General features: G+C 71.6%; 20 protein-coding genes. 10 read left to right on the forward strand and 10 right to left on the reverse strand.

From position 1 onward, the window contains the following. Positions 1-211: 211 nt before the first annotated feature. Complete coding sequence (locus I4Q55_RS36160; RefSeq protein WP_307793333.1) at positions 212-904, reverse strand: type 1 glutamine amidotransferase domain-containing protein; 693 nt, start codon at positions 902-904, stop codon at positions 212-214. A gap of 184 nt (positions 905-1,088) precedes the next feature. Here I4Q55_RS36160 and I4Q55_RS36165 point away from each other — a divergent pair, with 184 nt between their 5' ends. Then, entirely contained in the window at positions 1,089-1,940 is an 852-nt protein-coding gene (locus tag I4Q55_RS36165) for a helix-turn-helix transcriptional regulator (protein ID WP_307793332.1), read from the forward strand. Here I4Q55_RS36165 and I4Q55_RS36170 read toward each other — a convergent pair. Continuing rightward, positions 1,887-2,318, reverse strand: coding sequence for a winged helix-turn-helix transcriptional regulator (locus I4Q55_RS36170; protein ID WP_374194514.1), 432 nt, complete (start codon positions 2,316-2,318; stop codon positions 1,887-1,889). The genes I4Q55_RS36165 and I4Q55_RS36170 overlap by 54 nt on opposite strands. 94 nt (positions 2,319-2,412) lie before the next feature. Here I4Q55_RS36170 and I4Q55_RS36175 point away from each other — a divergent pair, with 94 nt between their 5' ends. The 6 genes from I4Q55_RS36175 to I4Q55_RS36200 all read left to right on the forward strand — a co-directional run bounded on the left by I4Q55_RS36175 (position 2,413) and on the right by I4Q55_RS36200 (position 8,652). After that, positions 2,413-3,285 carry an alpha/beta hydrolase gene (locus I4Q55_RS36175; protein ID WP_307793331.1) on the forward strand — a complete coding sequence of 291 codons (873 nt, stop codon included), beginning with the start codon at positions 2,413-2,415 and terminating at the stop codon, positions 3,283-3,285. Between the two features lie 193 nt (positions 3,286-3,478). After that, a complete protein-coding gene (locus tag I4Q55_RS36180; RefSeq protein ID WP_206791951.1) occupies positions 3,479-4,759 on the forward strand; it encodes a sensor histidine kinase in 1,281 nt (426 codons plus the stop codon). Beyond that, positions 4,756-5,385 carry a response regulator transcription factor gene (locus tag I4Q55_RS36185; protein WP_206791950.1) on the forward strand — a complete coding sequence of 210 codons (630 nt, stop codon included), beginning with the start codon at positions 4,756-4,758 and terminating at the stop codon, positions 5,383-5,385. The genes I4Q55_RS36180 and I4Q55_RS36185 overlap by 4 nt, the downstream gene beginning before the upstream one ends. 120 nt (positions 5,386-5,505) lie before the next feature. Further along, positions 5,506-6,411 (forward strand): ABC transporter ATP-binding protein, encoded by a 906-nt coding sequence (locus I4Q55_RS36190; RefSeq protein WP_206791949.1) that lies wholly within the window; start codon positions 5,506-5,508, stop codon positions 6,409-6,411. Positions 6,412-6,421: 10 nt separating this feature from the next. Next, complete coding sequence (locus I4Q55_RS36195) at positions 6,422-7,165, forward strand: ABC transporter permease (protein ID WP_206791948.1); 744 nt, start codon at positions 6,422-6,424, stop codon at positions 7,163-7,165. Next, positions 7,156-8,652 (forward strand): glycosyltransferase family 39 protein, encoded by a 1,497-nt coding sequence (locus tag I4Q55_RS36200; RefSeq protein ID WP_206791946.1) that lies wholly within the window; start codon positions 7,156-7,158, stop codon positions 8,650-8,652. The genes I4Q55_RS36195 and I4Q55_RS36200 overlap by 10 nt, the downstream gene beginning before the upstream one ends. Positions 8,653-8,675: 23 nt before the next feature. Here I4Q55_RS36200 and I4Q55_RS36205 read toward each other — a convergent pair whose 3' ends face one another. Continuing rightward, positions 8,676-15,032, reverse strand: a complete 6,357-nt coding sequence (locus I4Q55_RS36205) for a beta-ketoacyl synthase N-terminal-like domain-containing protein (RefSeq protein WP_206791945.1) — start codon at positions 15,030-15,032, stop codon at positions 8,676-8,678. Between the two features lie 641 nt (positions 15,033-15,673). Here I4Q55_RS36205 and I4Q55_RS36210 point away from each other — a divergent pair. Continuing rightward, positions 15,674-16,426: an SDR family oxidoreductase gene (locus I4Q55_RS36210; protein ID WP_307793329.1), complete on the forward strand. Its 753-nt coding sequence runs from the start codon at positions 15,674-15,676 to the stop codon at positions 16,424-16,426. On the opposite strand, the gene I4Q55_RS36215 is transcribed toward I4Q55_RS36210, so the two are convergent. Beyond that, on the reverse strand, positions 16,384-17,253 hold the full coding sequence (locus tag I4Q55_RS36215; protein ID WP_206791944.1) for a trans-aconitate 2-methyltransferase: 870 nt from the start codon (positions 17,251-17,253) through the stop codon (positions 16,384-16,386). The genes I4Q55_RS36210 and I4Q55_RS36215 overlap by 43 nt on opposite strands. 12 nt (positions 17,254-17,265) lie before the next feature. After that, on the reverse strand, positions 17,266-18,540 hold the full coding sequence (locus tag I4Q55_RS36220; RefSeq protein ID WP_206791943.1) for an MFS transporter: 1,275 nt from the start codon (positions 18,538-18,540) through the stop codon (positions 17,266-17,268). Positions 18,541-18,560: 20 nt separating this feature from the next. Here I4Q55_RS36220 and I4Q55_RS50745 point away from each other — a divergent pair, with 20 nt between their 5' ends. Further along, positions 18,561-19,781: a glycosyltransferase family 4 protein gene (locus I4Q55_RS50745; protein WP_206791942.1), complete on the forward strand. Its 1,221-nt coding sequence runs from the start codon at positions 18,561-18,563 to the stop codon at positions 19,779-19,781. 8 nt (positions 19,782-19,789) lie between these two features. Here the strand turns inward: I4Q55_RS50745 and I4Q55_RS36230 are convergent, their stop codons facing one another. Then, positions 19,790-20,584, reverse strand: a complete 795-nt coding sequence (locus I4Q55_RS36230) for a phytanoyl-CoA dioxygenase family protein (protein ID WP_206791941.1) — start codon at positions 20,582-20,584, stop codon at positions 19,790-19,792. A 182-nt stretch (positions 20,585-20,766) separates the two neighbouring features. Between I4Q55_RS36230 and I4Q55_RS36235 the strand changes: the two genes are divergently transcribed. Continuing rightward, positions 20,767-21,240 carry a DUF6130 family protein gene (locus I4Q55_RS36235; RefSeq protein WP_242546938.1) on the forward strand — a complete coding sequence of 158 codons (474 nt, stop codon included), beginning with the start codon at positions 20,767-20,769 and terminating at the stop codon, positions 21,238-21,240. A gap of 22 nt (positions 21,241-21,262) precedes the next feature. Here the strand turns inward: I4Q55_RS36235 and catC are convergent, their stop codons facing one another. Genes catC through I4Q55_RS36255 form a run of 4 tightly spaced genes read right to left on the reverse strand, consistent with a single transcriptional unit; the run spans position 21,263 to position 24,408 of the window. Then, on the reverse strand, positions 21,263-21,544 hold the full coding sequence (gene catC, locus I4Q55_RS36240; protein ID WP_206791940.1) for a muconolactone Delta-isomerase: 282 nt from the start codon (positions 21,542-21,544) through the stop codon (positions 21,263-21,265). Then, positions 21,544-22,386, reverse strand: a complete 843-nt coding sequence (catA, locus tag I4Q55_RS36245; protein ID WP_206791938.1) for a catechol 1,2-dioxygenase — start codon at positions 22,384-22,386, stop codon at positions 21,544-21,546. Before catA ends, catC begins: the two co-directional genes overlap by 1 nt. 13 nt (positions 22,387-22,399) lie before the next feature. Continuing rightward, positions 22,400-23,503 carry a mandelate racemase/muconate lactonizing enzyme family protein gene (locus I4Q55_RS36250; RefSeq protein WP_206791937.1) on the reverse strand — a complete coding sequence of 368 codons (1,104 nt, stop codon included), beginning with the start codon at positions 23,501-23,503 and terminating at the stop codon, positions 22,400-22,402. After that, entirely contained in the window at positions 23,503-24,408 is a 906-nt protein-coding gene (locus I4Q55_RS36255) for a LysR substrate-binding domain-containing protein (RefSeq protein ID WP_206791936.1), read from the reverse strand. The genes I4Q55_RS36250 and I4Q55_RS36255 overlap by 1 nt, the downstream gene beginning before the upstream one ends. Positions 24,409-24,722: the final 314 nt, after the last annotated feature.

Raw genomic sequence — 24,722 nt, forward strand, 5'->3', positions numbered from 1 at the left:
TTGTCCACCACTGCCACGCCTCCGCCGGTTCGGCAGACCGTCACGAAAGACACTCGGCCGAACCGCCTCGGGCAGGGGGCAGTGCGGCGAGAAGCCACGCGGCCTGGCGGATGGCTTGTGCGGCAGGCCGGTTGCCGTTTTCCGGTGTCAGGTGGTCCGCATCGGCGTAGGGGGATCGGGCCGGGGCAGAGCGGCGATCACGGGTTCCTCGCTACTCGAGCGCGCCGATCATGGCCTCGGCCATGGGGGCGCTGGAGGCCGGGTTCTGGCCGGTGAAGAGGTTCCGGTCCTGCACGTTGTACGCCTGGTACGCCGGTCCCCCGGAATGCTTCGCCCCCTTCTGACGCAGCGTCCCGGCCAGGAGCCACGGAGCGCCTTCCGCGGTGCCGAAGCTCTGCTCCTCTTCGTCGGTGAAGGCCGTCATCTCCCGGCCCGCGAACAGCCATTCGCCGTCTTCGTCCACAGCGGACAGAAGGCCGGCGGGGCCGTGGCAGACGGCGCCGATGATCTTCCCGGCCGCGTCCGCCTCGGTGAGCAGCCGGCCGAGGTCGCGGTCCTGGTAGAGGTCGACCACCGGGCCGTGCCCGCCGGGGATGACCACGGCGGCGTAGTCGTCGATGTCGATTTCGTCCAGCTTGAGCAGCGGACCGAACTCACTCAGCGCCCGCGCGGCGTGCGCCACGTAGTGCGCGCAGTCCGGGCCGGCGATCTCCGGGTCGGCGCTGTGGGCGTCGAGCGGCTGCAGCACGCCGCCCGGGGAAGCGAAGTCGACCGTGAAGCCGGCCCGCACGAACTTCTCGTGGGGCGCGGCGACCTCTTCGGCCCAGTATCCGGTCGGGTACTCCGAGCCGTCGGTGCGCTCCCAGATGCTCGCGGCGGACATGACGATCAGGATCTTGCGCACGATTGTTCCTTCCGGTAACGAGTCGGCGAAGTCGGTGACGCCGGCGGTCTGTGCGGTGGCCTCAAGCGTCGCCCACCGCAAGCCCTTCCGGGGGCCCATCTCGCGCCCTGCGGAGACGCGGTCTTCGGAACCTGGGACTCGCCGGTCCACCCAGGGCCGCGCCGGCTCGGGGGATACTCGACCCGTGCCCAGGACCAACCCGGAACTCGCCGATTTCCTGCGGCGGGCCCGCAGCCAGATCGATCCCGCCCGCGCCGGCCTGCCCCCCGACGGGCGCGTCCGCCGCGTACCCGGCCTCCGCCGCGAAGAAGTCGCCCGCCTCGCCGGCGTGTCCACCGACTACTACGCCCGCCTCGAACAAGGCCGCCGGATCGTTCCCTCCGCCGCCGTCGTCGAAGCCATCGGCCGCGCCCTCGGCCTCGACGCCGCCGGACGCGCCCACCTCGACGACCTCATCGGCCTGACCTCGGCACCGGCCCACCGCCGAGCCCGCGACGTCCAACGCGTCCGCCCCGGCCTCTACCAGCTCCTCGACGCCCTCGACGGCGAGCCCGCCCTCATCCTCGGCCGCCGCACCGACGTCCTCGCCGCCAACCGCATGGCCAAAGCCCTCTTCACCGACTTCGACCAGCTCCCCGCCGCCCACCGCAACTACGCCCGCTGGATGTTCCTCGACGACGGCGCCCGGGCCCTCTTCCTCGACTGGCCCGACCAAGCCCGCGCCGCCGTCGAAAGCCTCCGGTTCGAAGCCGGCCGCCACCCCGACGACCGCGTCACCACCGACCTCGTCACCGAACTGCGCGAACACAGCCGCGAATTCGACCAGTGGTGGGAACAACACCGCGTCCACCAGCGCACCCACGGCTCGAAACGCCTCCGGCACCACCTCGTCGGAGACCTCACCGTCGACTACGAAACCCTCACCCTCCCCGGCGACCCCGAGACCACCCTGTTCGTCTACACCACCGAACCCGGGTCGCCCTCACGCCGAGCCATCGACATCCTGGCCAGCTGGACCGCCACCACCCCCACCTAGCGGGAACGCGGCGTCGAACGCCGAACCGTGGTGCTGCACCACGGACATGTACTGCTCAGCCCACGCTCGCAGGCTCCCCAGTGGCGCGACGAGCGTCGTGCCCAGGCCGGTGAGCCGGTAGTACACCCGCGGCGGCTTGCTCGCCTCGACACGACGACCGACGAGCCCGTCTCGTTCCAGCGCCCGGAGGGTCTGCGCCAGCATCTTCTGCGACACACCGGCCATCCCGCGTTTCAGCTCGCTGAACCGCAGCTCGCCCTCGGCGGCGGCGAGCGTCAGCACCGCCATGGTCGTCCACCGCGACCCCACCCGGTCGAGCAGCTGCCTCGTCGGACACCGAGGATCGAACAGGTCCCCCTGCCGCGAGGCGGTTACCACGGGGTTACCTGGTGCGGGAAAAGTGCCTTCTTCCCCGTTCATCGGGGGTTTCCTACGGTGACCACGTTCCCGACCGTAACCAAGGAGAGTTCCTGTGCGCCAGCTGACCCTGTCCGCTCACCTTCCGGGCGCGACCGTGCACCGGGTACCGATCGACGGGGTCGAACTCGTCGTGGAGACCCTCGGGCAGGGCCCGGCCGTCCTGCTGCTGCACGGCTTTCCGCACACCCGCGCGATCTGGCGCGGTGTCGCGCCCCGGCTGGCGGCGGCCGGGTTCCGGGCCATCGCGCCCGACCTGCACGGGCTGGGCGACAGCACGCCCGCCGTCCGTGGCTACCACGCCTCCGCGATCGCCGCGGACCTGCTCCGGATGCTGGCCGTCCTCGGTGACCGCGAGGCCCACGTCGTCGGCACCGATCTGGGTGTCACGCCGGCCTTCGCCCTGGCGGCATCGTCGCCCGGGCGCGTGAGCAGCCTGACCCTGTCCGAAGGGCTGATCGGGCTCCTGCCCGGTGCCGAGGCCTTCCTGCGGCAGGGGCCGCCGTGGTGGTTCGGCTTCCACCAGGCGCCCGGTGGCCTGGCCGAGGACGTCCTGGAGAGCTCGGCGGAGCGCTACGTCCGCTTCTTCCTCTCCGCCGGCAGCCGCCGGGGTGTGCCGGCGGACCTCACCCGGGTGATCGTCGAGGCCTACCGGGGCAGAACAAGTCTCGGCAACGCCTTCGACCACTACCGCGCGATGCCGGCCACCGCGGAATGGATCGGGAACTGGGCGCGGGACCGGCGGCTGACGACGCCGGCCCTCGCCATCGGCGGTGGCGTGCTCGGCGCGGCCACCGCCCGCCAGCTCGAGCCGATCACCGGCCACCTCGACCAGCACCTGCTCGAAGACTGCGGTCACCTCACCCCGATCGACCAGCCGGACGCCTTCGCCGACCTCCTCGTCGAGCACGCCAGGGCCACCCCGTAGTCCTCCGATCGGTGGATACGGCTTGGCCGTCCGGTGGACCGGGTTTCCACCGCCGGCCTTCGATTCGGTCGATGTGTGCCCGGTGCCGGTGTGGGACGGTGTGCCGGGACGGGAAACCAGCACTTCGCTTGCGGAACCAGGAGTTGTCCGGCATGGGCACCACCGGCGCGAAAGCGTGCGATCATTGCAGGTCGTGAGTGTCGAGGCCGAGTTGCGCGAGGAGTTCTCCCGCTGGGAGCGCAGGGAGACCGCGATCCTGAAAGTGCTCCCGTACCCGCTGCTGGCGGTCAGCGTCGTGCTGCCCCTGCTGCAGCCGCTGTGGAACGCGGAGGTCCAGCTTCCGGCGGTGCTCGGGCTCTCGGCCCTGCTCACGGCGTGGGTCGTCTGGTTCCACACGTTCCACCCGGAGTCGCACCGCAACGCGCCCTTGATGGGCCTGTACTACACGGGGCTCGTGGTGTTGACCGCCTTCCTGGTGCTGCTCACGCCCTGGTTCGGCTTCTTCGCCTTCATCGGCTACGTGCACGCCTTCCAGTACCTGAAGGGCCGGTGGCGGTACGTCGGCGTGGCCGTCACGTCCGCGGTCTCGGCGGTCTCCTACGTGGGAGGGGCCGACGGCATCACGGCCGACCAGTGGTGGAAGTGGCCCGCCGTCAGCGTGCTCACCACGGTGATGGCCACGGTGGCCTTCCACGCCGACGTGATGTCCGACCGGCGCAATCACCGGCAGAAGCGGGCGCTGGTCGAGCTGCACAAGACCAACGCCGAGCTGGAGAACGCTTTGGCGGAGAACGCGGGCCTGCACGCCCAGCTGCTGGCGCAGGCCCGCGAGGCCGGCGTGCTCGCCGAGCGGCAGCGGATGGCGCGGGAGATCCACGACACCCTCGCGCAGGGACTGGCCGGTATCCTCACCCAGCTCCAGGCCGCCGAGCAGGCGACGGACGAACCGGCGGTGTCGCGCCGGCACGTGGCGAACGCGATGGACCTGGCCCGCGACAGCCTCACCGAGGCCCGCCGGACGGTGCACGCGGTGGGACCGTCCGCACTGGCGCAGGCCCGCCTCCCGGACGCGATCGGCGACGTGGCCGAGCGCTGGTCGAAGCTGAACCGCGTCGAGGCGGTGCTGACCACGACCGGCGACGCCCGGCCGATGCACACCGACGTCGAGGTGACACTGCTGCGGACCGCGCAGGAGGCGCTCACCAACGTCGCCAAGCACGCGGGGGCCAACCGGGTCTCCCTGACCCTGTCGTACATGGAGGACCTGGTGACGCTCGACGTGCTGGACGACGGAGTGGGTTTCCGGCCCGGCGCCGAGCGTGCCGGCGGTTCCGAGGACGGGGGCTTCGGGCTCGCCGGCATGCGGCAGCGGGTGCAGCTGCTCGCCGGGCGGCTGGACGTCGAGTCCGAGCCGGGCGGGGGCACCGCGATCACGGTGACGGTGCCGGCGATCCCCGCCGGGAGCGAAAGTTGATCTCCCTGCTGATCGTCGACGACCACCCGGTGGTGCGGGACGGGCTGCGCGGCATGTTCGGCGCCGATCCACGTTTCGAGGTGGTCGGCGAAGCCGGTGACGGTGCGGAAGCGGTCTCGGCCGCGGAGCGCCTCCGCCCCGACGTGATCCTCATGGACCTGCGGATGCCCGGGACCGACGGGGTCGCCGCCATCAAGGAGCTGGCGAAGCGCGGGGTGCCGGCACGGGTGCTGGTGCTCACCACGTACGACACGGACAGCCACGTGCTGCCGGCCATCGAAGCCGGCGCCACCGGCTACTTGCTCAAGGAGGCGCCGAGGGCGGAGCTCGTCCGCGCGGTGGAGGCCGCGGCACACGGACAGGCGGTGCTTTCCCCCGCCATCGCGACCCGGCTCCTGGGACAGGTGCGCAAGCCGGCCCAGGCACCGCTGTCACAGCGCGAACTGGAAGTGCTGGAGCTGATCGCCCAGGGCTCGACGAACCGCGAAGCGGCGAAGCGGCTCTTCATCAGCGAAACGACGGTCAAGACGCACCTGCTGCACGTGTACGCGAAGCTGGGCGTCAACGACCGGGCAGCCGCCGTCGCCGCCGCGTTTTCCCGCGGCTACCTGGCGCCGCGAGACTGACACACCGATCACCGCATCCTCCGAACGAAGGAGGCGATGCGGACCGTTGTGCCGACGCGCCGGGCCGGGGCGCCACGGGATTCTCGATCCGTCGGAAACGGATCGGGAAGGGACGGCGGCATGCCGGTCATCGAGGTCGAGCACCTCCACAAGCGGTACGGGGACAAGGTCGCGGTCGACGACGTTTCGTTCGACGTCGAGCGCGGGGAGATCTTCGGCATCCTGGGCCCGAACGGCGCGGGCAAGACGACGACCGTGGAGTGCCTGGAAGGGCTCCGGGTGCCCGACGGCGGGAGGCTGTCGGTGCTGGGGCTCGACCCGCGCCGCGACCGCGCCGAGCTGCGCCAGCGCGTCGGCGTCCAGCTCCAGGAGAGCCGGCTGCAGGACAAGCTGCGGGTCGGCGAGCTGCTCGACCTCTACGCCGCGTTCTACCGGACGCCGGCCGATCCCGGCGAGCTGCTGGCCACGCTCGGCCTGACCGAGCACCGGAACACCGCGTACAAGAAGCTGTCCGGGGGCCAGCAGCAGCGGTTGTCCATCGCGCTCGCGCTCGTCGGGAGCCCGGAGCTGGCGGTGCTCGACGAGCTCACGACCGGCCTCGACCCGCAGGCCCGCCGCGACACGTGGGACCTCATCGAGACCGTGCGCGCCAAGGGCGTGACCATCCTGCTGGTCACCCACTTCATGGAAGAAGCCGAACGGCTCTGCGACCGGATCGCCGTCGTCGACGCCGGCCGCGTCGTCGCCCTCGACTCGCCGGCCGGGCTGATCGCCGGGGTGACCGACAAGCAGGTCGTGCGGTTCCGGCCGTCGGCGCCGCTCGACCCCGGCGCGCTCGAAGCGCTGGCGGATGTCCGCCGCGTCGAACGGCGCGGCGAGCAGTTCGTCGTCAGCGGCCACGGCAACGTGCTCCACGCGGTGACGTCGCTGCTGGCCCGGCGGGGAGTGATCGCCGGGGACCTGCGCGTCGAGCAGGCCGGCCTCGACGACGCGTTCGCGGCCCTGACCGGCCACCGGCCGGAATGAGGGGGAAACCATGTCCGTCCTGACCAAGCTGACCACCGCCGAGGCGAAGGTGTTCCTGCGGGACCCGGGCGCGCCGGCCATCGTCGTCGGCATCCCGCTCGCGCTGCTGCTGGTGTTCGGGCTGCTGCCCGGGGTGAACGAGCCGGACCCCGAGTTCGGCGGGCACAGCGTACTGGCCACCTTCATCGCGCCGATGGCCATCACGATCCTGCTGGCCATGCTGGCGCTCACGCTGTTCCCGGCCGCGATGGGCACCTACCGCGAAAAGGGCCTGCTGAAGCGGCTTTCCGCCAGTCCCGTGCCGCCGAGCCTGCTGCTCGCCGCGCAGCTGCTGGTGAACCTCGCCGCCGCCGTCGCCGTGGTCGTGCTGATCGCCGGGGTCGGAGGCCTCGCGCTCGGCATCCCGTTGCCGGGCAACCCGGGCGGTTTCCTGCTGTCACTCGTGCTCGGGGCCGTCGCGCTGTTCTCCGTCGGCCTGCTGGTGGCAGCCCTGGCCCCGACCGGCCGCGCGGCCAGTGGCATCGGGAGCGCGCTGTTCTTCCCGATGCTCGCGCTGGGCGGGGTGTGGGTGCCGAAGGAGAAGCTGCCGGTCTTCCTGCAGCACGTCGCCGACGTCCTGCCACTGGGCGGCACGCTCAACGCGCTGCGCGCCACCTGGGCCGGCGACGCCCCGGAGCTGCTGCAGCTCGGCGCGATGGCGGTGTTCGCCATCGGCTGCTCGACGATCGCGGCGCGGGTGTTCCGATGGGAGTGACGACCGCGCCCGCCCCCGCCCGGCTCCACCCGGTCGCCGTGAAGCCGGTGGCGGTCGTGATGGGGGTGCTGGCGATCCCGTTGCTGCTGACGGCGAACCGCTACGGCTACTTCGGCGACGAGCTGTACTTCCTGGCCGCCGGACGGCACCTCGCCTGGGGATACGTCGACCAGCCGCCGCTGCTTCCGTTGCTGGCCCAGGCGATGGACGCGCTCGGGCACTCGCCGTTCGTGCTGCGGATCCCGGCGATGCTGGCCATGCTCGCCGGAATCGCGCTCACCGCGCTGATCGCCCGCGAGCTGGGCGGCGGCGGGAAAGCCCAGACGCTCGCCGCGGCCACCTTCGGCGTGTCGTCGCTGTTCCTGGCGGGCGGGCACTACCTCGCCACGTCCACAGTGGACCCGCTTTTGTGGACACTGGTGCTGTGGCTGCTGGTCCGCTGGCTGCGCACCCGCGCCGACGGCCTGCTCGTCTGGGCCGGCGTCGTCACGGCGATCGCGCTGTACACGAAGTTCCTCATCGCCGGCTTCTGGCTCGCCGCCGGTGTCGCGGTCCTCGTGTGCGGACCACGGGAACTGCTGCGCCGGCCCGGGTTGTGGCTCGGCGCGGCGATCGCCGCGGTGGCGCTGGTGCCGACGCTGCTGTGGCAGGCCACGCACGGCTGGCCGCAGCTGGGCATGGGCGCGGCGATCTCGGCGGAAGTCGAAGACACCTGGGGCGGCCGGCTGACGTTCGTGCCGGGGGCACTGTTCGTCGCCGGCCTCCCGGTCGGCGCCGTCCTGCTCTGCTACGGCCTGTGGCGGCTCTTGCGCAACCGGGAACTCCGCTTCCTCGGCTGGACGGTGGTGCTGCTGACCGTGGTGTTCCTGGCGGTGAACGGCCGGCTCTACTACCTCGCCGGGCTGTACCCGGTGTGCTGGGCCATGGCCGCGGTCGCGCTCGAACGGGGAGAGCCGGCGCGCTGGTGGCGGTGGATCACGACCTGGCCGTGCTACGTGCTGTCCGCGTTGCTCGTCCTGCCCCTCACGTTGCCGATCTGGCCGCGGGCGTGGCTGACCGAGCACCCGTCGCTGCCGTCCCCGCCGCTGGCCTACGCCGAGATCGGCTGGCCGGAGGCCGCCCGCTCGGTGGCCGGCGCGTTCGCGCGGCTGCCCGAGCGGGCTCGGACCGCGGTGGTGACCGAGACCTACTGGGAAGCGAGCGCGCTCGACCGCTACGGCCGCGACCTCGGCCTGCCGGAGCCGGCCAGTGGCAACCGCGGGTACGCGACGCTGGTCGTGCCGTCCGAGGAGATGACGGACGTGCTGTTCGTGGGCGCCGACCCGCGGCCGCTGCTCGGGCACTTCGCCGAGCTGCGGCCGATCGGGAAAGTCGACACCGGCGCCGCGAAACCGAGCTACTTCGACGGCGTGCCGTTGTGGCTCGCGAGCGGCCGGACCGAGCCGTGGTCCGCGCTGTGGCCGAAGCTGGTGAACACCCGCGCATGAGCCACCGCCCCGGTGCGGTGTTCCTACCGAGCAATGCCCGCGGTACGCCGGAGATCCAGGAGGTGCCGCGCCAGCTCGGCGACCGTGGGCCGGTCGAAGACGACGGTGGCGGGCAGGTCGATGCCCGACAACCCGGCGAGGCGGGTGCGCAGCTCGATCACGGTGAGGGAATCGAACCCGAGTTCCGGGAACGGGTGGTCGTCGGCGATCACGGCGGCGTCCGGGTGGCCCAGGACCGCCGCGACCTCCGCTCGCAGCAGCTCACGCAGCTCCGGCTCGGCCGGGTTCTCCGGCCAGCTCTGCCGCGCCGCGGGCAAGCGGGCGGACGAACCGGCGGTCGGCGGTGCCAGCGGCGCCGCCGGGTCGAACCGGACGGGCACCAGCACGGGTTCGGCCGAGCCGAGCGCGGCGTCGAACAGCGCCAAGCCCTGCTCGGCCGTCAGCCCTTCCACGCCGGACGCGCGGATCCGCCGCCGGGCCGTGGCCGAGATCCGGTCGCCCAGACCGGTGCCCAGCTCCCACAGCCCCCACGCCAGCGACAACGCCGGCCGTCCGGCCGCGCGGCGGCGGCACGCCAGCGCGTCCAGCACCCGGTTCGCGGCCGCGTAGTTCGCCTGCCCGGCCTTGCCGAACACGCCGGCAACCGAGGAAAACAGGATGAAGGCCGTCAAGGGCAGATCCCGGGTCACCTCGTCGAGGACCAGCGCCGCGTCCGCCTTGGGGCGCAGCACCGCGTCCAGGCGTTCCGGCGTCTGGGCCGCCAGGACACCGTCGTCGACCACGGCCGCGCTGTGCACGACCGCCGTCAACGGCGGATCGCAGCTGCCGGCCAGCCGCGCCACGGTGGCCCGATCCGCGACGTCGGCCGCGACGATCCGCACGTCCGCGCCCAGTGACCGCAGGGACGCGAGCAGTTCGCCGGCTCCGGGTGCCGCCGGCCCGCTGCGGCTCACCAGCAGGAGGTGCCGGACGTCGTGCGCGGTGACGAGGTGCCGGGCCAGCAGGGCGCCGAGGGCCCCCGTCCCGCCGGTGATCAGCACCGTCCCGGACGGGTCGACCGGCTGCGCCGGCGCCGGGGCGGCGCGGGTGATCCGCAGCGCGTGCGGCACGCCGTCGCGGACGGCGACCTGCGGCTCCGCGCTGCCGCCGGCGAGGTCCGCGGCCCGCGCCGCGGGGAACCCCGGTTCGAGGTCGACCAGGCCGATCCGGCCCGGGTGTTCCGCCGCGGCCGCGCAGCCCAGGCCCCACGCCGCCGCGGCGGCCGGGTCGGGGTCGGGGCCGGTCGCGTTGCGGGTGACGAGGAGCAGCCGGTCGCCGCTGCCCTGCCAGTCCTGCAGCACAGTGAGCGCGTGCCCGGCCGCCGCGCGCACGTCACCCGGCGTGATTTCGACGGTCCGGACCGGTTCGGTGGCCGCCACCGGCGACATTGGAATCCACTGTGGACGGTAGAGCATCGTGTCGGGCGCCGCCATCGGCCGGGTCGTCAGCGATTCGACCACCGCCACCGGGTTCCCGGCTTCGTCGTACAGCGTGACGCGGACCGCGCCGGAGCCGAGGCGGACACCGTGCACCCGGGCCCGCCGGGCACCGGGCGCGTAGACCTCGACCCCGCTCCAGAGGAACGGCACCCGCGGCTGCGCCGCCGGCCCCTCGGCGAGCGCGGTCGCGTGCACGGCCGCGTCCAGCAGGACCGGGTGCAGCTCGAACCGGCCCCCGGCGCCCGGCGGCACCTCGACCTCGGCGAAGAACTCGGCATCGCGCGCCCACAACCGTCGCACGGCTCGGAAAGCCGGTCCGTAGGCGTGCCCGCGGTAGGCCTCGGCGACGTCGGCTTCCGCGGCCCCGGCCGGCGGCCACTCCCCGCTCCAGCCGGACGGCCGCGGACCGCGCGGGCGCAGCTTCCCGCCGGCGTGCTTCCGCCAGTGCTTCTCGTCGCGCCCCCGGGCGTAGACGTCGATCCTCGGCTCGTCCACCACGACCTGGACGTGGACGTCCTCGGTGCCGAGGCGCAGCGGGGCTTCGATCGCGAGTTCCCCGACGGCCGCGCCACCGGCGTGCAGGGCCAGCTCGGCGAACACCGTCCCGGGCACCAGCACGGATCCGCCGACGACGTGGTCGGCGAGCCACCGGTGGCGGCGGACGCCGAGCGAGCCGCCGTGGACCACCCGCGGCGAGCCGGGCGCCTCGAGCGCGGGGCCGAGCACGGCGTGGTCGCCGCCATCCTGTTCCGGGGCCGGCTGGTCCAGCCAGTACCGGGTGCGCTTGAACGGGTACGTGGGCAGCGGCGTGATCCGCGCGCCCGAGCCGGCGAACACCGCGGGCCAGTCCACCCGGCCGCCGGCCGTGTGCACCGCGCCCGCCGCGGCCAGCATCCCGGAGTCCGACTTCGTGGCCGTCACGACCGGCATGACGCCGGCGGCCAGGCGGCCGAGCACCGGAGCCGGGCCGATCTCGAGGCCGACGGCCGGACCGGGCGCCGCCGCCGTGGCGAGCGCGTCGGCGAACCGCACGGTCGAGCGGGCGTGCCGGCGCCAATGGCCGGGTTCGATCTCCTCGACCGGTTCTCCGGTCACGCAGGAGACGAGCGGAAGCACGGGACGGTGGTGCCGCAGACCGGCGGCGACCTCGTGGAACTCGTCGAGCATCGGCTCCAGCAGCGGCGAATGGAAGGCGTGGCTGACGCGCAGCAGCGTCCCGCCGCCGAAGCGATCGGCGAGTGCCGTCGTCGCGGCCCTCTCCCCGGAGAGCACCACCGAACGCGGCCCGTTGACCGCGGCGACGGCCACCGCGTCGCCCACGTGCGGGACCACCTCCGCCTCGGTGGCCTCGACGGCGATCATCACCCCGCCGCCGGGCAGCGCGGCCATGAGCCGGCCGCGCGCCGCCACGAGCGTCGCCGCGTCCGCCAGCGTCAGCACGCCGGCGACGTGCGCGGCGGTGATCTCCCCGATCGAGTGGCCCAGCAGGACGTCCGGGCGCAGGCCCCACGACTCGAACAGCCGGTACTGCGCGACGCCGAAGGCGAACAACGCGGCTTGGGCGTGGTCGGTGCGGTCCAGCGCTTCCCCGCCGGAGAAGGCGATGGCGCGCACATTGCCCCCCAGGGCTTCGCACGCCTCGTCGAAGGCGTCGGCGAACACCGGGAACTGCTCGGCCAGGTCCCGGCCCATCCCGGCCCGCTGCGCGCCCTGCCCGCCGAACAGCACGGCCAGCCGGGTTCCACTTCGGACGGTCCGGCCGGGCACGCGCCCTTCGGCAACGGCTCGCAGGGCCTCCCGGTTCGCCGCGGGCACCAGCACGCGGTGGGCCAGAGGCGTCCGCCGGGCCAGGGTGTAGGCGACGTCGACGGTGTCGGGCGCTTCGGCCAACCCGGCCGCGACGAGCCGGAGGGCGTCGCCGTCCGCGGCGCTGAGCAACCAGGGCGCCGCGGGGAACGGCCGCCGCGCCGGCGCCTCCGACCGCGGTGCCTCCTCGACGATCACGTGGGCGTTGGTGCCGCCGATCCCGAACGCCGACACGCCCGCCCGGCGGACCCGGTCCGTCCGCGGCCACGGCCGGCCCTCCGCCAGCAGCGCCACCCCGCCGGCCGGCCAGTCGACGTGCGGGCTCGGCTCGTCCGCGTGCAGCGACGGCGGCAGGTGCTCGTGCTGCAACGCCGTCACCGCCTTGATCACGCCGGCGATCCCGGCCGCGGCCTGGGTGTGGCCGATGTTCGACTTCACCGAGCCCAGCCACAGCGGCTCCCGGCGCGGGCCACGCCCGTACGCCGCCATCAGCGCGTCCGCTTCGATCGGGTCGCCCAGCGGCGTTCCCGTCCCGTGCCCTTCGACGGCGTCGACGTCCGCGGCGGCCAGTCCCGCGTCCGCGAGCGCCGCCGCGATCAGCGCCTGCTGGGCGCGTCCGCTGGGCGCGGTCAGGCCGTTCGACGCGCCGTCGGCGTTCACCGCGCTGCCGCGCAGCACCGCCAGCACCGGGTGCCCGTGCCGGCGGGCGTCGGACAGCCGTTCGAGCAGGATCACCCCGGCGCCCTCGGACCACGCCGTGCCGTCCGCTCCGGCCGCGTAGGACCGGCAGCGGCCGTCCGGTGAGAGGCCACGCTGCCGGCTGAAGGCCAGGAACGTCCGCGGGGTGGCCATCACGGTGGCCCCGCCGGCGAGGGCGAGCGAACACTCGCCTTCGCGCAGCGCCTTCACCGCGAGGTGCAGCGCGACCAGCGACGACGAGCAGGCCGTGTCGACGGTGAGGGCCGGTCCGGTGAGCCTGAAGGTGTAGGAGATCCGGCCCGAGGCCACCGCGTGCGAGGAGCCGATGCCCAGCCACGCCTCGAGTTCGTGGGGAGTGGTGAACCGGCTCGCGTAGTCCTCGTGCATCACGCCGACGAACACGCCCGTGTCGCTGCCGCGCAGCGCGGCGACGTCGAGGCCCGCCCGTTCGAACGCCTCCCAGGACGTCTCCAGCAGCAACCGCTGCTGCGGGTCGGTGGCCAGGGCTTCCCGCGGGGAGATGCCGAACATCCCGGGGTCGAAGTCCGCGAACCCGTCGAGGAACCCGCCGCGGCGGGTCACCGAGTGCCCGATCCGGTCCGGATCCGGGTCGTACAGCCCCGCCACGTCCCAGCCGCGATCGGCGGGGAATTCCCCGGTCGCGTCCACCCGGTCCGCCACGAGCCGCCACAGGTCCTCCGGCGAACGCACCCCGCCGGGAAACCGGCACGCCATCGCCACGACGGCGATCGGTTCCGCGGACGGCGCCTTCTCCGGTCGCGCCGGCACCGCCGGGCCCGCCGAGCGCAGCCGCGTCAGCTCGGCGATCACCGCGCCCGGCGTGGGGAAGTCGTAGATCAGCGAGTGCGGGACGGGCACGCCGGTCAGCGCGGTGATCCGGTGCCGGAACTGCACGCCGGCCAGGGAGGACAAGCCGAGGTCGGTGAAGGGCCGGTCCCGCCAGCCGTCGCCGCCGTCGTGTCCGCAGAGGGCCGTCAGCTCGGCCCGCACCACCGCGGCGAGATCCGGCTGTTTCAGGGCGTTCCGCTTCGGTTTGCCCGACGCCGTCCGCGGGATCGAGCCGACTTCGACGTAGGCCACCGGAACTTTGTGCAGGGAAAGCCGGCTCAGACAGCGGCGACGCAGCTCTTCGGCGTCGAAGCCGTCCGGCCCGGCGACCACGAAGGCCACCGGCACCTGCCCGACGACGTCGTCGGGCCGGCCGGTCACGAGGACGTCCCGCACCGAAGGGGACTCTTCCAGCACCGCCTCGATCTCGGTCGGGTGGACGTTCTGGCCACCGCAGACGATCACGTCGTCGACCCGGCCGTCGAGCACCAGCCGGCCGCCTTCGAACCGGCCGGCGTCGCCCATGCGGTACCAGCCGTCCCGCACCGGCGACCCGGTCTGCCCGTGGTAGCCCAGCATCAGTCCCGGGCCGCGGACGAGCACCTCCCCCGCGTCGATCCGGACCTCCATGCCGGGCACCGGGACCAGTCCCGGCTCACCGGGCCGCTCCACCGCGACCTTTCCCGTTTCGGTGCTCCCGTAGCCGTCGAGCAGCGGAAGGCCGAACAGCTCCCGGACCGCGGCGCGGGTCGCCGGCGTGCACGGCGCGCCGCCGGTCAAGCACAATCTCGGCGGGGTCACCGGGCCGTCGGCCTCCTGCCGGAGCCGGAGGTAGGTGGCCGGCACCCCGGCGAGCACGCAGCCCGGGTACTCGGCGAGCAGGTCCGGCGAGCAGCCGTCGGCGAGGCGGGTGTGGGCGCCGAGCGCGATCGTGGTGGTGAAGGCGAGCGACAGGGCGTAGGCGTGATGGAGCGGCAGCGGCCACACGACGGTGTCACCGGCTTCGATCCCGTAGACGGGGGCGTAGCAGGCGGCGGCCGACCACAGCATCGCCCGCTGCGAAAGGCGAACGCCCTTCGGCCGTCCGGTGGTCCCGGAGGTGTAGAGCAGCCAAGCCGGCTCGTCCAGCCCGAGGTCGTCCCGCGGCGATCCCGCGGCCGGCGGTGGGTCCTCGACGAGGAGCACCCGCAGCCCCAGCCGTGCTCCCAGCTCGGCGTGCCGCGCCTCGGTGATCAGGAGCGTCGCCCCCGAGTCTTCGGCCAGGTGGGCCAGCTCGGCCTCGGTCGACCGCGCGCTCACCGGCACCCCGACGGCCGCCGCGCGCAGCACCGCCAGCAGGGCGACGACGAACTCGACCCGGTTGCCGACGTGGACCAGCACGCGATCGCCTCGGGAGACGTCGAGGCCGGTGGCCAGATCGGCACTGGCGCGGGCCAGCTCACCGTAGGTCAGCGTCCGCCGGCCGTCGGAGTAGGCAGGGCGTTCCGCGGGATGCGCGGACAACGCCGTCAGCAGCGGCCTGATGAACTCGGTTCGGATTTCCTCCACTGCTCCGGGTATACCGCAATCACCGCGGCTTCGTGCCGGGCCGCTCGCGCCGCAGCTCAGCCGGGGCTCGCTCCGGACGCAACCCCACGCCGACGAGATACACCGCCAACGTCCTCAGGACCGGCAGCCACTGTGCCGCGGTCATGAGCCGGCCCGCCGGATCCGGGCGAGGTCGGCTTTCCGCACCGCGCCCCCGCCGCAGCCGCCCGGCCGGCCCGGTCGCGGATGAAGAACCTGAACTCGTTGACGAGGACGACGACCGCAGCGTCCTGGCTGTGCTCGAGTATCCGAACCGCTGACCGGCGCGTGCCGGGTTGCGGCCTTCCCACATCCGCTGCGGGATTCTCGAACCGTTGGACAGGGTATTGTCCCCCGGGGCCGCGGCTTTCCGCTGCTGCGGTTGCCGGTCCGGTCAGCCGGCCATGGCCAGTGTGACACCGGCCGCCGGCATGGCAAAGCGCGCGATTGTCTTCGCCGCCGTGTCTCGACCCCCAGCTGATTCGTTCGGCGCTTCGTGTGTCAGCCCCAGCCTAGCAGTGGGCCGCGTCGCCCGCGAGGCTTTCAGCTACAGCCGAAACCGCGTGGGCACCTGTGCGGCTTGCGCATTGCCTTCTCGGGTGCGGGGGCGGCAGAATCGACTGGTGAGCGATCCGCTACTTTCAGGCAAGGCAGCGTTCGTTTCCGGTGGGACGAAGGGGATCGGGCGAGCGGTGTGCGTCGCGCTGGCTGGTTCCGGCGCGCAAATCGTCACTTGCTACAGCACGGACAGCGCGGCGGCGGAAAACACCCGGAGTCAGCTGGCCGAACTCGGTTCGCATGTCGTCGTCAGGGCGGACATCAGCAGTTCGGAGGGTGTCGAGCACGTTGCCGATGTCTGCGCGGAAACCTTTCCGGACGGCCTCGACACAATAGTGAACAATGCAGCTCTTGTCCATGGTGCCCCGCTCACCGAAGCTTCGGCCGAGTCACTTCGCCAGATGGCCGACATCAATGTCGTCGGTCCGCTCCTGGTGACCCAACGGCTCTTGCCCATGGTTCGAGAGGGCGGATCCGTCATCAACATCGGATCGCGGATCGCGGCGCTCGGGAGGAGCGGCAGGGTTGGCTACACGGCCGCCAAGGCGAGTCTCTTGGGGCTGACCCGGTCCTTGTTCCGGGAGCTCGGTCCGCGGTCCATCCGGGTCAACCTGGTCACGCCCGGGATGATCGCGCCACCCGATCCGGTCGATTTGCCGGCCGCAGAAATGGCGGCGATAAGGCAACGTCTTCGGACACAGGTAGCTTTGGGACGACCGGGAACATCGGCCGAAGTCGCGGAAGTGGTCCTGTTCCTGGCAAGCGATCGCTCGAGTTACGTCAATGGCGCCGAAATATCGGTCGATGGCGGGATGTAGTGGAGCGGTTTTCGCGTCCACACGGAGACGAGGGTCGGCGACAACTGGTACGACCACGGATTCGTCCGGTAATGCCGGCGCAGATCCCGCTCGAAGCGGCGCAGCTCCGGCTCGCTGACTGTCTTGGTCGCGAGCGCGGTCGAACGGAACGCCTCCAGCGCGCCCAGGAGTTCGGCAGCTCCTTCGGGTCCCTGCGAGCTGATCCAGGAATTTCCTCGCAGGTCGACCGGCCCGGTTGCCCCGGCGGCGCGCAGCAGGAGAGGTAGCCGGTAGGCGAGTTGCGGGTCTTTTCCCAACGCGCTGAATGTGGCGGCGAGTGTTCTTCGCGGCAGATCCGAGCCGTCGAACGGTGGGTGAACCTGCCAGGATGTGTTGTCGAACTCCTGAAGCAGCAGTATGCCACCCGGAGCCACCGAGTCGTACAGCTTGCGCACGATCCCGGCAGGGTCCTCGACATGCGGCAGCAGCAACCGGGAGAAGACCACGTCGTACGGCCCGCCGGGCACGGCCGGCACGAGTTCGATGTCGATCTGGCGGAAGTCGAAGCCGACCGTCGACGACGTCCGCAGTTCCGACAGGGAATCTCCGGGCAGGCTCGCGTGGAGGTCCATACCGGTCACTTTCCCGCCCGGCTCGACCTCGGCACCGAGCAATCGCATCACCTCGCCTGGTCCGCAGCCCATGTCCAAACAGCGCATACCGGGGGACACGCCCGCGGACCTGAGCACCGCCCGGGTCGGCTCTTCGCACGCCTGCGCCAGCCGGCGCAGGCGGGTCTGCTCGGCGGCGGGGTTCGCGAACGTGTACTTGCCGTCGCCGGAAGACATCTGGCCGAGCTCCTACTGGTCGATGCGGATGGTTCGGGTGTCCGGGAGGCGCAGCGCGGCCAGCAGGCCGATCGATCCACACGCCATCAACACGAGAGCGGGCGCGAGTGTGTGGCCGACCGAGGTCGACGACAGCAGCTGGATCACCACCGGTGGCAATCCGGAGAAGACCAATCCGCCCACGGTACTCGCCAGTCCGCCTGCCGTGGCGCGAATGTCTCTGGGATACAGTTCCATCGACACCGCGTGAATCGAGCCGAGACACAACGGAATCGGCAGGGCGAGGAGAATGCCGCCGATGATGGCGCCGGCCAAGGTGCCGCCGGTCGCTATCGAGAAAGCCGGGACGGCGGTCGCGATACTGACCCCCGCGGCCAGCAAGAGGGGCACTTTCCTGCCGAGGCGATCGCCGAGTACGCCCACCACGGGATTGAGCAGCGCGGACCCGGCGATCAGGATCAACGGCATCAGCCGCGCCTGCGCTTCGGGCAGCCCGGAGACGCGGATCAGAAAGCTTGGATAGTAGACAATCAGCAGGTAGACCGGGGTGCCGAGGCCGCCCAGCAGGCTGAGCTGGGCCACGGTTTTCCAGTTCGCGCGAATTTTCCTGAACCTGAATCGGAAGCCTTCGCGGTCCCGGCCGGGGAGCGGCTCGGAAAGCTTGCGGCGAAGGTGGAACCCGAGAACGGCGAGCGGGATCGCCGCCAGGAAGGGAGTTCGCCAGCCCCAGGAGTCGAAGGCGGCCGGCGGAAGCCGGGCGGACAGGGTGGCGCCGGCCAGCGCCGCGAGCACCGTGGCCGCGTTTCCGGCTACCGCGATCAGTGAGGTGATGAGACCACGCCGCCTCGGCTCCGCCTGCTCGCCGAGGTAGACGGGGATCACCGTCGTCTCGCCGCCGGACGCGAATCCTTGAACTATCCTGCATACAAAGAGCAGAATCGGTGCCAGGGTTCCCGCTTGGGCATAGGTCGGCAACGCGCCGACCGCGGCGGTGGCCGAGCCGACGGCCAAAATGGTCGCGACCAGCGTCTTCTGCCGCCCGATGCGATCGGCGAGAAGGCCGACGGCGATACCGCCGATCGGCCGCGCCACGAAAGAAACACCAAACACGATGAGCGCTGCCAGGAAGGCCCGGTCGTCGTTCCCTGCCGGGAAGAACGCTTTTGCGATCGGAAGGACAAACAATCCGTACAGTGCGGCATCGTAGACTTCGATGAAGTGCCCTGTCACGGCGGCGAGCACCGGACGTTTCTTCTCCGTGTCTCCGGCGGATTCTTGCCGTGCCATCCGTCTCCCCCGTAGAGTACGTGACATACAGGGACCAGTTCCGACGTTACTCGGGGGAATTGTCAATGACTCGGATATCGCCTTCGCAGCACATCTTGACTCTACACACGGAGTGGTCGGGACACAACGGGATATCGGTCTTCAACCAGCAACTGAGCCAGGCGCTTGCGGGCGTCGGTTGTCAGGTGACGGCGCGTGTCGCGGAACCGGGCGCGAGTGACGGTCTCGTCCGGGTGCAGGCACTCGATCCGCTGCCGGGAATCGATTCGGCCGGCCAGCTCCTGCGCACCGAAGAACTTCCCGGAAAGGTCGACCTCCTGATCGGTCACTCCCGGTTTTCCGGTTCGGCTGCCGTCTATTTGCGGAATCGGGTATACCCGGACGCGAAGGCCGCCCTGTTCATCCACACCAGCCCCGAGGAAGGGAATCGGCTCAGAGGGCTTCGCGGGCGCGCGGACCTGCTCGCGGAGATCGACGTGTCGATCGCCGGGGCAGCGGACATCGTGTTCGCCCTGGGACCGCTGCTCACCATGCGGGCACGTCGCCTCGCGGCTTCGCACGGCGTGCCCGCTGAACGCATCCGGGAGATCGTGCCGGGAATCAGCGACAGCGCGGTGGCGGAGAACGGGCACCACGGCGACGAGTTCCGGATTCTGGTCCTCGGCCGGCTCGATGATCCGATCAAGGAGTCCGGCTTGGCCGCCGACATCGTCGGCGTCCTGAGGCAGAACGGGATGAGAGCGCAACTCGTGCTGCGCGGCGCCCGCGAAGAGTCGATCGACGGCCTGGAGCGAACCCTCTCCGAACGCGCGCGGTCGCCGGTGTGGGTTCGGCCGTTCACGACCGACAGGACAGCGGTCGAGCGGGAGCTTCGCGCGGCCGATCTGCTGCTGGTGACCTCTCAGCACGAGGGGTTCGGGCTGGTGGCGTTCGAGGCTGCCAGCCACGCGATCCCCGTCCTCGTCAGCCGGGAGAACAGCGGGGTGGGGATGTTCTTGAGCGATCCACGACGGGTACCGGCCGCGCTCGGCCTCTCCGGGACGGTGTCCGACAGCTATGTCCACGAAGAGCGCGTGAGATTGTGGTCCGACGCGTTGACCCGAACGCTGACCGACCTCGACGAGGCTCGCCGCCGAGCGAGGGAACTTCGTGAGCACCTGCTGGCGCGGTACAGCTGGAGCGCCTGCGCCGAGACAGTGCGGTCCGAAGTCGCGACGCTTTCGGCCGAGCGATCGGGGTGACACCGGCTTCAGGGCCGGACCAGTTCTCGCACCTCGACCGGCCAATCCGCCATGACCTCCGCCGGCGCCTCGAGGGACGCGTGGTTGCGCCAGGCGACCCAGTTCCTTTTGTAGACCAAGGAAAGCATCATGCGGGGCGCGGTCGTGTGGTTCGGCGTTCCCCGGTGCCAGAGCCGAAGGTCGCGGATGACGGCGGACCCCGCGGGCGCGTTCGTCCGGGTCGCGGGCCACCCCTCGGTCCGCTTCTCGAGATCCGTGGCGCCGGCTGTCCCGCGCAGGGTGTCGACGATGAGATGCGTCCCCGGCCAGACTTCCGTGCTGCCGTTTTCGGTGGTGAAATCGCAGAGCAGGATGTTCACCGCCAACAGGGATGGCGGGGTCGGGACGCTGATCTCGCCGTCGAACGTGGGCGGACAGTCCCGGTGCACTCGTTGGTAGCTGGACCCCGGCTGGGTGAGGTTCGAGTTGCAGAAGGCAATCTTCAGACCTGCGCCGAGGATCGGCCGGAGACACTGCAACACTGCGGGATTCGCCAGGTAGAGCGCGCCGCCGAAGCGTCCGGCCAGGTGCGGCTGGATCTGGTAGTGACCGCTTCCGCTGTGGCTGGTCTGCAGCCGCGTGCTGTTCGTTGCCTTGAACTCCTCGAAGGTTCGCAGGTACTCGGCGCGTGCGGCTTCGACCTCTTCTCGCGGGATGACGTTTTCGAGGATTGCGTATCCGCGGTCGTGGAGATGCAGTACGACTTTGTCGACGTCTTCGGGGGAGAGCTGACGGCTCCGTACCTCGAGTGACTCCGACGTCATGCTCTGCCCATCCTTCGGATCGGGAGGACCTCGTGTCCTTCCTGCATAGCACATCATCGAGAGCTGCCAAGCCTGACATCGAGCTTCGCCGGCGACCGTCGACCCGGCTCGCGCTCGTGACCTACAGCGGTGACGTCGTCCGACGGACGCCGGGACGGTCACGGTGCGCTTACCGTCGGTTCATGATCCACAAAATCGCCGTCGGCGGCTTCGTCACCGCCACTGTCGTCCTCGCGGCCGCATGCGCGCCGAACACTCCAGCTCCCGCCGCGCCACCGTCACCGGTGGCCGTCGCCGACCCGAGCTGGTCACCCGCGCCCGTCGTTCCGCTGGAGTCCCAGCCCAAACCCGCGCTGGTGGTGGACGCACCGCTCCCGGACCAGCTCGCCAAAGGACTGGTCGTGATCCGCTACCAGGCCGAGAACCTGCGGATCGTGCCGGTCTACGGCCCGAACGCGCTCGACGTGTCACCGCGGATCGGCCACATCCACGTCACGGTCGACGACGCACCGTGGCACTGGGCCGACGCCAGCGGCGAACCACTGATCATCCAGGGGCTGCCCGCGGGACCCCACCGCGTGTGGATCGGACTGGCCGATCCGACGCACATGATCATGGACAGCAAGACGGTGGACTTCGTCGTCCCCGCGCACTGAGCGCCTCCGGTAACCGAGCCGTTCAGCCCGGGAGCTTCGACGGGTGTCTCGCGAGTGGCGTGACCGCGATGTCCATGTGCGGGAACAACGGCAGGCCCGACAGCAGCGCGTGCAGCTCGTCGTGGTCGGCGACGTCGAAGATCGAGAAGTTGGCGTACTCGCCGGCGATCCGCCACAGCTGCGGCCACTTCCCCGCCTTCTGCAGCTGCCGGCTGTACTCCTTCTCCCGCGCCAGGAGGTCCGTGCGCTCCGCCGGGTCGAGGTCCGGAGGCAGGTGGACGTCCATGCGCACGTGGTACAGCATCAGGACCGCTCGGGGTCGAGGACGAAGCCGTACTCGACGGTCTCGCCGCCGTCGACCGGACGCGGCGACAGCATCAGTTCCGGCTTGACCGCCGAGGCGATGTCGTCGTCGTTGTGCTCGTCGCCCGGGAAGTACAACTGCGCGGTCAGCAGTTCGTGGCCCGGGGCGGACACCTTGACGTGCAGGTGCGCCGGGCGCCAGGCGTGCCAGCCGGCCGCCGCGATCAGCTTGCCGCACGCGCCGTCGGTGGGGATCTGGTACGGCGCCGGGCGGACCGTGTGGATCTCGAAGCGGCCCTCGGCGTCGACAGTAAAGGACGCGCGCAGGTTCCACTCCGGGATTCCCGGTGCGAACTGGGAGTAGAACCCGTCGGCGTCGGCGTGCCACAGCTCGATCTTCGCCCCGGCCGGCGCGGTGCCGTCGGTGGAGGTGACCTGGCCGGTCCAGGTCAGCGGAGTGCCGGGCTCACCCTCCCGCATCGGGACCGAGCCGTGTGCGCCCCGCTCGGGGGCGCCGGGCACGTAGTACGGGCCTTCGATGGTGCCCTTGTTGCCTTCGCGGTGCTCGGTGGCGACCTCTTCGACGACGTGCTCGACCCACACGTCCAGGAACAGCGGCCACTCACCGTCCTCGCCCACGCTGATCAGCCACGCCTTCAGCGCGTTGTACTCGGCGTAGGTGACCTTGTGGCGACGGATGGTCGCGTGCACGGCGTCGAGCACCTCGCGGGCGAGCAGGTCGACGCGCTCCGGCGGCGTGCCCGCCGCGCCCGCGAGCTTGTCGGACTTGAACCGTTCGGTGGCGTTGGCGCCCGAAGCGGCGGCAGTGGCGGTGGCGGTCATGACTTCTCCTTGTTCAGCGGTCCTGGCGGTATCGCCGGAGTTTGCCGGGGTCGATCGCGGCGCCGAGGCCGGCGCCGGGCCGGACGGCCAGTTCGCCGTCGCTGATGGACAGCGGCTCTTCCAGCAGGTCGTCGGTCATGTCGAGGAAGTTGGACAGCTCGCCCGCGCGGCGCGACGTCAGCTCGTACGCGGCACCGAACGCGACCGTGCACAGAGAACCGAGCTGGCCGTCGATCTGGTTGCCCATCACGACCTCCAGGCCGAGCCCCTCGGCGAGGTGGTGGGTGCGCTGCGAGCGGGTGAAGCCGGTGCGGGCGGTCTTGATGCTCACCGCGGTGGCCGAGCCGCCCAGGATCTCGCGGGTGACATCGGCCGGCGTCACGGCGGATTCGTCGGCGATGAACGGGACGTCCAGCTGCCGCACCAGCCAGCGGCGGCCGAGGACGTCGTCGGCCGGGCACAGTTCCTCGGCGAAGAGCAGGTCGAGGTCGGCCATCTCCCGCATCGCGCGGGCGGACTCGGCCGCGGTCCAGCCGCGGTTGCCGTCCACGTACAGGTCGGCACCGTCGCCGAAGTGCTCGCGCAACGCCCGCACGACCGCCGTGTCCAGGGACACCGGACGGCGGCCGACCTTCACCTTGAAGGTCGTGATGCCGTAGGTGTCGCGCATCTTCCCGGCTTCGGCGACCATCGCGGCGGGCTCGTCGAAGCCGAGCATGTGCGACACGCGCATCCGGTCGGTGTAGCCGCCGAGCAGCTCGGTGACCGAGACGTCCAGGGAGCGGCCCAGTGCGTCCCAGATCGCCATGTCGATGGCCGACTTGGCCGCCGGGTTGCCGACGGTCCGGGAGAGTCGCGTGTGGACGGTCTCGCGGTCGAGCAGGCTCAAGCCCACGACCTGCGGGGCGAAAATCGAGTCGATCACGGCGACGATCCCGGCCTGGGTCTCGCCGTAGGTGAACGGCCGCGGCGGTGCCTCGGCGACGCCGACGATCCCGTCGTCGGTGTGCACCCGCACGAGGACGTGCTCGGCGGCGCGCACCTCGCCCGAAGCGAAGCGCAGGGGTTTCCGGTACGGGATGGCGAACGGGATCGCCTCCACGCGGGTGATCTTCATCAGGTGACCGCTGCCGGTGGCCGGGCGGACGGGAAGACGTCCTCGAGCGCCGCGAGGACGGTGGTGACCAACGGAGACGGCGTTTCGCGGTGCCACGCGAGCGCCAGTTCGACGGTCGCCGCGCCGGCGAGGTCGCGGAAGACGACCCCGGCCAGCGGCAGCGACCGGGCCGACGCGGGCACGACCCCGACGCCGAGGCCGCCGGCGACCAGGGCGAGCAGCGCCGCGGTGCCCGGGGCCTCGTGCCGGCGGTCCGGGGTGAACCCGGCGTCCCGGCAGCTGCGCAGCACCGCCTCCCGCACGACGGAGTCGCGTCCCTCGTAGGTCACGAACGGCTCGGTCCGCAGGTCGGTCATCGCGACGACGGGCTCCCCCGCCAGCCGGTGGTCGGCCGGGACGGCGAGGACCAAGGGCTCGACTTCGATGACGCGGTAGTCGATGCCGGCTCCGGTGACCGGCGGCCGGAGCACGCCGATCCCGAGCAGACCGCCGCGCAGCCGGTCGCACTGCTCGGCCGTGAGGAGGTCGGCGCGGACCTCCAGCTCGACCCGCGGCAGCCGCTGGGTGAGCGCCCGGGCCAGCCGCGGCAGGTGTGAGAAGGCGGCGGTCCCGGTGAACCCCACCCGGACGAGGCCGAGCTGTCCTTCGCCGATCCGGCGGGCGCCGCGCACGCCGGCGTCCACCGCCGCGAGCACCCGCTGGGCCTCGGCGAGGAAGAACTCCCCCGCCGGGGTGACCCGGACCTGCCGGGTCGTGCGGGCCAGCAGGGCCACGCCGAGCTCGTCCTCCAGCTGCCGGATGGCGTGGGACAGCGCGGGCTGGGCGACGTGCAGCCGGTCCGCCGCGCGGCCGAAGTGACACGTCTCGGCGACGGTCGCGAAGTACCGCAGGTGCCGCAGTTCCATGCGTGGCCTCCTCCCGCGTCTCCGTCGCCGATCACCTCACCGTAGGGAGCGCACTGATCGAAGACAAAGACTTGTTTTCCGATGATTGATCGATGCTGTTTATCAATAGCACCTCGCCCACGAAAGCCGGAGGGGCGGACTACACTCCGTGAAACGAGTGGTCACGGTCACTCGTCCCGGCCGAGTGGAGTGATCATGGCGCAGTTGTGGGGACCACTCGTGCTGATCGCGACGTTCCTCCTGCTGGTCGCCGCGCTGCGGTTCGCGCACAAGCGGCTCGATCGCGGCTCGCGAGGGTAGCCGGCTGCCGTACG

This window comes from Amycolatopsis sp. MtRt-6, from assembly GCF_017308975.1.
Lineage (GTDB): Bacteria > Actinomycetota > Actinomycetes > Mycobacteriales > Pseudonocardiaceae > Amycolatopsis.

Bases quoted from the DNA above. Each gene is read 5' to 3' on its own strand.
- I4Q55_RS36190 (WP_206791949.1), top strand. From the start codon at position 5,506: ATGCCGGTCATCGAGGTCGAGCACCTCCACAAGCGGTACGGGGACAAG.
- I4Q55_RS36195 (WP_206791948.1), top strand. From the start codon at position 6,422: ATGTCCGTCCTGACCAAGCTGACCACCGCCGAGGCGAAGGTGTTCCTG.
- I4Q55_RS36200 (WP_206791946.1), top strand. From the start codon at position 7,156: ATGGGAGTGACGACCGCGCCCGCCCCCGCCCGGCTCCACCCGGTCGCC.
- I4Q55_RS36215 (WP_206791944.1), bottom strand. From the start codon at position 17,253: ATGTCTTCCGGCGACGGCAAGTACACGTTCGCGAACCCCGCCGCCGAG.
- I4Q55_RS36220 (WP_206791943.1), bottom strand. From the start codon at position 18,540: ATGGCACGGCAAGAATCCGCCGGAGACACGGAGAAGAAACGTCCGGTG.
- I4Q55_RS36230 (WP_206791941.1), bottom strand. From the start codon at position 20,584: ATGACGTCGGAGTCACTCGAGGTACGGAGCCGTCAGCTCTCCCCCGAA.
- I4Q55_RS36235 (WP_242546938.1), top strand. From the start codon at position 20,767: ATGATCCACAAAATCGCCGTCGGCGGCTTCGTCACCGCCACTGTCGTC.
- catC (WP_206791940.1), bottom strand. From the start codon at position 21,544: ATGCTGTACCACGTGCGCATGGACGTCCACCTGCCTCCGGACCTCGAC.
- catA (WP_206791938.1), bottom strand. From the start codon at position 22,386: ATGACCGCCACCGCCACTGCCGCCGCTTCGGGCGCCAACGCCACCGAA.
- I4Q55_RS36250 (WP_206791937.1), bottom strand. From the start codon at position 23,503: ATGAAGATCACCCGCGTGGAGGCGATCCCGTTCGCCATCCCGTACCGG.
- I4Q55_RS36255 (WP_206791936.1), bottom strand. From the start codon at position 24,408: ATGGAACTGCGGCACCTGCGGTACTTCGCGACCGTCGCCGAGACGTGT.